1 pseudogene is annotated in these 1547 nt (G+C 65.3%); it reads left to right on the top strand.

Annotated features, from left to right (window positions below):
• Positions 1–184 precede the first annotated feature (184 nt).
• A pseudogene (locus AB0L97_RS38610) lies at positions 185–1262 on the top strand (IS701 family transposase).
• Positions 1263–1547 lie beyond the last annotated feature (285 nt).

Raw genomic sequence — 1547 nt, 5'->3', positions numbered from 1 at the left:
GGACAACACCTCTTTACCAGCAGTTCCGCTGTCCCAACTCACCATCCCACGCCGGTTGACAAACCCAGCCCACCCGCTAACTGCGCGGCCTTGGCCTTAGTACGGCAACGACACTTGGATGAGTCGGTGCTGGTAGATCTGTGGTGTGTTGTTGGATCATGCTGTGGCCGAGCTGGATTCGTTGATGAGCCGGGTCGGTGCCCGGTTCGCCCGGTCCGAGCCACGGGCTCGGGCCCGGGAGTATGTATCGGGGCTGGTAGCGGGGTTGGAACGTAAGAACGGGTGGACTCTGGCCGAGCATGCCGGTGAGTCGGGACCGCAAGGGATGCAGCGGTTGCTTCGGCGAGCGGACTGGGATGTCGACGGTGTCCGTGACGACGTGCGCGTCTATGTCGTGGACCGGCTCGGTGATCTCGATGCGGTGCTGGCGGCTGATGAGACCGGATTCCTGAAGAAGAGAGTGCGGTCGGCCGGGGGTGCAGCGGCAATAACCGGGGAACGGCAGGCCGGACGGAGAACTGCCAGATCGGAGTGTTTCTGGCGTATGCGTCGTCGCACGGGCACGCGCTGATCGACCGTGAACTCTATCTCCCCGAATCCTGGACCATCGACCGCGAGCGCTGCCGGGCCGCTGGGATCGACGACGAGGTCGGGTTCCCACGAAACCACGGCAAGTGATCGCCATGCTGGAGCGGGCACCGGACGCCGGGGTGCCGTTCGCGTGGTTCACCGCTGATGAAGCCTACGGCCAAGCTGGCTACCTGCGTGAGTGGCTCGAATCGCGCGACGTGGCCTATGTGCTGGCTACCCGCTGTGACCAGCGGGTAGCCACCCGCGCCGACCGGATGGCCCGGGTTGACGAACTCGTCGCCGAGTTCGCGGCGGCCACCTGGCAACGTTTGTCGGTGGGCGCTGGCGCGCACGGGCCCCGCACCTGCGACTGGGCGCGCCGCCAGATCGACGGCGCCTGGACTCGCGGGCACTGGCTGCTGACGCGGCGCTCGATCAGCGACCCCAGCCACATCGCCTACTACCTGTGCTACGGGCCGGTCCCGGCTGGTCGATCTCGCTTTCACAGCCGGGTCACGGTGGCGTGTCGAAGAAGCGTTCCAGCAGGCCAAAGGCGAAGCTGGTCTCGACCACTACCAAGTCCGCAGCTATCGGGCCTGGTATGCCCACATCACCTTGTCCATGCTCGCCCTTTGCCTGGCTATCGTCGCCGAAAGCGATTGCCGCAAACGGGGATTCGCCGTGGACGGTGAAGACATGATCGCTCTCACGCTACCGGAGATCCCTCGCCTGCTCGTCGCCCTGGTCCTGCCCCGCCACCACGACCCCCACCACGTCTGGGCCTGGTCACGATGGCGCCGCCGACGACAACACCAAGCCCGTCTATCCCACTACCGGCGACGAGGCTACCCACTCACCTGAGTGTCGCTGCAGTATTAGGCGCAAGGCCGCGCAGTTTGGGTTCCTGCCCGGTTGTCAACCGGGCAGGATATGGATGCTGATCTGGGTTTTGTAGGTGTTGCGGTCGATGTCGCCCT

The sequence above is a fragment of the Nocardia sp. NPDC051911 genome (assembly GCF_040681035.1).
In the GTDB taxonomy this organism is placed as follows: domain Bacteria; phylum Actinomycetota; class Actinomycetes; order Mycobacteriales; family Mycobacteriaceae; genus Nocardia; species Nocardia sichangensis.
This window is presented reverse-complemented; position numbering and strand designations above follow the sequence as displayed.